Here is a 5,242-nt window from a genome sequence, read left to right on the forward strand (position 1 = left end):
GGAGGGGATGGCCTTTGGGACCGAAGAGGGGCACATCAGCGCTGCCTGCTTCACCAACACCCGGCAGCTCTCCTCCAGTTACCTGTATGGCGACGACATCGAGATCCGCGTCGAGGCGTTGCTCCATGAGTCGATCACGCAACCCAACATCAGCTTCACCATCCAGGAAGCCAGGCTGCTGGTGATCGGCGGGGGCAACTTCGCACTGCAACCAGGCCCGGCCGAGAATGGCTGGCGGCGCACAGCGATCACGGTGCGCTTCCCGGCCAACCTCGCCGAGGGGCGCTATCATGTCACGCTCAAGCTGTTGCACGGCGCGACGGAAGATACCTCGCAACTGATCGAGAAACAGGTGGCGCCCTTGGCGTTCGACATGTTGCCGAACCACAAGAATTTCCTGGGCATGGTTGACCTGGGCTTGCAGAGGATCGACCCTCGACCAGTCGAGGCGCTTGCCAAGGTCTGCGGGACTCAAGGAGAGAAGGTTTTGACGCAACACCTGGACGAGCGCACGTGGCAGGTCGCTATATTCGGAACCTTTGATGTAGAAAACTACGGTGACCTGCTGTTTCCGATCATTGCCGAGGCGGAGCTGGCCCGGCGCTTGGGTTCAGTCAACCTGCATCGGTTTTCCTATCACGGGAAAACCCGATCTGAATGGCCCTATGCGGTGACGTCGTTGACGCAGTTGCCTCATGTAGCGGCCAGCCTGGATGGTGTTTTGATCGGCGGTGGCTTCCTGATCCGCTTCGATAAAGTCGTTGCCCACGGCTATGGTCCGACAACCGCCAATATCCATCACCCTACCGGTTATTGGCTGACCCCTGCGCTCATCGCGCAGCAGCACGGGGTTCCGGTCATGTGGAATGCCCCCGGGATGCATTGCAACAGTATTCCCGACTGGGCCAGGCCGTTGTTGACGATGGCTCTTGAGCAGAGTCAGTACGTGCGAGTCCGTGATGCGCTGTCGCGCGATGCCCTCGGCGCGCTCACCCAGCAGGCCGAGATCGAAGTGCTGCCCGACACCGCGTTCGGCTTGCCCCGCCTGATCGATGAGCAGCAGCCTGGCGCCGAGTTCGTTCGCCTGCGCGAGCAGGCCGGGCTGACCGGGCCCTACATCGTGATCCACGCCATTCATGTGGTGGAATCTTTTGTAAAACTGTTCGAAGACCACGCCGAGGCGTTCCAGGGCTATCAGTTCCTGGTGGTGCCGATTGGCCCTGTCCTGGGTGACGATCCGTCGGTCATTGCGGCGCGCCTGCCCCAGGCCATCACCTTGTCGTTCTGGCCAGAGCCGTTGCTGATGGCGGAAATTCTCAGCCAGGCCCAAGCGGTGATCGGCCATAGCTATCACCTGGCAATCACCGCTCTGGCGTTTGGCGTCCCGGTGTTCTGCTCGGCGGATCTGACCACGGGCAAGTACACGGCGCTGGCGGAGTTCGATTCACTCCATGCGTTGCCGGACGCGGTGACGGTCGATCCACAATGGTTCCTCGCGCGCGTGGGCAAGACCCGGCCATCGCCTGCGGCGCGTGCGGCGGCGGATCGGTTGGTCGAGCACTGGGACCGGGTCGCGGCGATCATCCGCCAGGGCAAAACCTCGTCCCAGCCGGTGTTGGGCGCTTTTCTACAGCATCTACCCAACCTGCTCGAAGCCGCGGCCGAGGGGCGTGATCCATTGCCGGCTGAATGTCCGGTAAGCCCCGCCGTGCCGGAGCCTGAGGTCATCGAACCGGCGCCGGAGCCGGCAGTAGAGACGCTTGCCCAGCAGCAACGGATTGCCCAGCTCAGTCAGCAACTGGCCCTCAGTGACGCCAGGATGCTTGAGTTGCAGAATTCCAATTCATTCCGAATGACCGCACCACTGCGTTCCATCGCCCGTGGTATCAGAAACCTGACAGCGAACAAGAACAGACAATGCTAGATCTCTCTCGTCTCACGCCAGCGGCGCTAAAGTCTCACCCGTTCTCATGGGCTGAAATTGACAGTCTGTATTCGGCCGAGGATGCCGCTGCGTTGGCGGCGACCTTCCCTCATGATCACTTCAAGACGGTGAGTGGTTATGGTGGTGAAAAAAACTATGACTATGAGGCCCGCGCCCTGGTAGACATGGGCACCCATGCCATCGCTTTCCCCGAAGAACTGAGCGAGGCGTGGTTGAGGCTGGCGCAGGATCTTGGCTCGGCCGGCTATCGAGAGGCCATGTCGGAGCTGGCCGGGATTGATCTGCGCAGCGTGCCGATGGAGGTCAACGTTTTTCATTACGGTCCTGGCGCGAGCCTGGGGGCGCATCCGGACCTGCCCGATAAACTGGTCACCCATATCCTGTATTTCAATGAGTCCTGGGACCGCAACGACGGCGGGTGCCTGAACATCCTGCACCGCAACGATCCCACTGCCGTGGCGGCCGAGATCGAGCCCCTGGTGGGCAACTCGGCGATCCTGGTGCGTTCGGATAACTCCTGGCATGCTGTCACGCCCGTGGTGAGCGGCTGCCATTCCTCACGCCGCAGCCTGACGGCGACGTTCTACCGACCGGGGTCCCTCAGCTCCATGTGGCCGCCGGGCGACAGCACTCCACTGCATGGATACCCACGTGCTTAAGCTCGACAGCACCTTGATCGACCGCGACGCCGCCTTGGCTCAAAGAGATGCGGCCATCAATGAGCGCGATATTGCCTTGGCAAAAGTCGACTTCCTGCAAAACACCCGTTCGTGGCGTTTCACCCGACCACTGCGCTCGCTTTTCCGGTTGATGCGTTATGGTTTTAGCGCCACGCAGGAATTCCCCGAGACGGCCGCTGCAATCGTCTATCCGGCCGCACCACAGCCGTTGCCGAACCCTGACGTCGCCCCGGATTTCACCACGAAAGGGCGCCTGGATATTCTCTGCTTCGCCAACATTGAGTGGGCTGCACGCTTCCAGCGACCGCAGCAGTTGATGAACCAGTTTGCGAGCAATGGTTACCGGGTGTTTTATATCGTCCCCTCCAGCGTGCCGGAACAGGGACAGCTCTATCGGTTGACCTCAGTGGCGCCCAATATTTTTGAAGTGGCGCTGCAGCGTGATGTGCAAGAGGCGTATTACGAAAAAGTGGTGACGCCTGAGAATCATCAGGCTTTGCTGCTCGCCATGGCCGCACTGGTCGCCGATATGCAGATCAGAACCGCCCTCTCGGTGGTGCATATTGCTTACTGGAGCCCCGTGGCACTCAGCCTGCGAACCATGCATGGCTGGCGCATTCTCTATGACTGCATGGATGACTGGGATGGTTTCCCGAACATCGGCGAACAGCTGCTGAGCGAGGAAAAGACCCTGATTGTCCAGGCCGACCTGGTGACCGTTTCCGCCGCGTTGCTTTACCACAAGTGGTGCGCCCATAACCCACGCTGCGTACTGGTGCGAAACGCGGTGGATTTCGCTTTTTTTCGGCAGCACTGCTTTACCAATGATGTGCTGAGCGGGCTTGCCGGGCCTGTCATTGGTTACTACGGCGCCCTGGCCCAATGGCTTGATTATCCCTTGCTGGCGGCGTTGGCGGACAGGCGGCCAGAGTGGAACTTCATTCTGGTGGGGGATATTTTTGTCGACGATCTGGCGGGTCTTGAGCACAAGCCCAATGTCCAGTTGTTAGGCAGGAAGCCTTACTCGCAAATGCCGCTTTACCTGGATCATTTCGATGCCTGCCTGATTCCTTTCAGGCTCTACAACGTGACGCACGCGGTCGATCCGGTGAAGTTCTACGAGTACATCAGTGCAGGCAAGCCGGTGATCTCCACGCCTTTGGCGGAGATGAGCATTTACAAAGACCTGTTGTACTTCGCAACCGGAGTCGATGAGTTCATCGAGCAGATCGAGCGTGCCTTGGCCGAGCGCGACCTGGCCCTGTACAAACGACGCGTAGAACTTGCCCGGGCCAATGATTGGAAAGATCGATTCGATAGCATGCAACTGGCTATCGTCGGGCTGTATGAAAAAGTCTCCATCGTGCTCGTGACGTACAACAACCTCAATCTGACGATTCAATGTGTAAACAGCATTCTGCGTAATACCACCTGGCCCAACTACCAGCTCATTGTCGTCGACAATGGCTCGGAGGATGGTACGGGCGATTATCTCGAGCGCCTGCGCCAGGAAGTGCCGACCGCTAAGGTCATCCTAAACCCGGACAACCGGGGCTTCGCTGCGGCCAATAACCAGGGCTTGCGAGAAGCCGACGGCGACATTCTGCTGTTGCTCAATAACGACACGGTAGTGCCAGACGGCTGGCTGGATCCGCTGGTCCGGCATTTGAGAGACCCGAGTATCGGCTTGGTCGGACCGGTCACGAATGCGGTAGGAAACGAAGCGAAAATCGAAGTTTCCTACACCGACATTCAACAGATGCAGGATTTTTCAGACTGCTATACCAAAGCCCACAAGGGGCAGTCGTTCGATATCTCGATGCTCGCCATGTTTTGTGTCGCCTTTCGCCGAGGCATTCTCGAAGAGGTGGGGGCTCTGGATGAAGCATTCGGTATCGGAATGTTCGAGGACGACGACTACAGCCGTCGCGTGCAGGCGGCTGGCTACCGGACGGTCTGCGCCGAAGACGCGTTTATCCATCATTACGGGCAGGCTTCGTTCAGGAAGCTGATCGCCAGCGGTGAGTACCAGGCCCTCTGGGACAAAAACCAGGCGTACTTCGAAAGCAAATGGGGCGCTTGGCAAGCCCACGTTCATCGCGACGAGCCTGGCGTGGAGACAGGGGACAAGGGCTAGATCGCGACAAGGCCATGACCTTCAACATCCTCGTCGACGGTGACTCCGCCGTCGCGAGCAAGCTTTGCTCCCACAGTTCTGATGGGTGTACGACCGGGAGAGCCAGGTCGGCTACTAGGCCGCCTCGGCGTGGACGTTGATCTCGGGCGCCCCGTTAACCACGCTGGCTGAACGAAGGTATTGCGCAGTGGGCAACCCGGCATGGATGCCGGGTTAGCCGCGCTGGGCCATGGATGGCCCTTCGCGGCGGCCCACGGAGCGATGCCTTCGTTCAGGCATGCCGAGCCTAGGCGAGGCACCGAGTGGTGGGGCAAAGCGTTTTTGGTTACTTTTGGCGCTTTTCCAAAAGTGACCCGCCGTAATTAGATGGACTCGCCCACGCCGAGGCGTCAATGCGCCGCGGTGGCAGTCTAAGAAGCCAACGACAGCGAGGGCGAGTCCATGAAAAAGAATACGACGCTTAAACAGTCCCTGTCTTCA

Annotated in this window: 3 protein-coding genes; all 3 read left to right on the top strand. The window is 59.5% G+C overall.

Annotated features, from left to right (window positions below; all coding sequences use genetic code 11):
• A partial coding sequence (locus tag KGA89_RS28525; protein ID WP_223473106.1) for a polysaccharide pyruvyl transferase family protein occupies positions 1–1,924 on the top strand: 1,924 nt, incomplete at its 5' end.
• The gene (locus tag KGA89_RS28530; RefSeq protein ID WP_223473107.1) at positions 1,918–2,604 is read left to right on the top strand and encodes a 2OG-Fe(II) oxygenase; all 687 of its coding nucleotides are present in this window, start codon (positions 1,918–1,920) and stop codon (positions 2,602–2,604) included. The genes KGA89_RS28525 and KGA89_RS28530, both read left to right, overlap by 7 nt.
• Positions 2,597–4,762 carry a glycosyltransferase gene (locus KGA89_RS28535; RefSeq protein ID WP_223473108.1) on the top strand — a complete coding sequence of 722 codons (2,166 nt, stop codon included), beginning with the start codon at positions 2,597–2,599 and terminating at the stop codon, positions 4,760–4,762. Before KGA89_RS28530 ends, KGA89_RS28535 begins: the two co-directional genes overlap by 8 nt.
• Positions 4,763–5,242 lie beyond the last annotated feature (480 nt).

Source organism: Pseudomonas sp. A-RE-22 (genome assembly GCF_019956035.1).
GTDB lineage: Bacteria > Pseudomonadota > Gammaproteobacteria > Pseudomonadales > Pseudomonadaceae > Aquipseudomonas > Aquipseudomonas brassicacearum.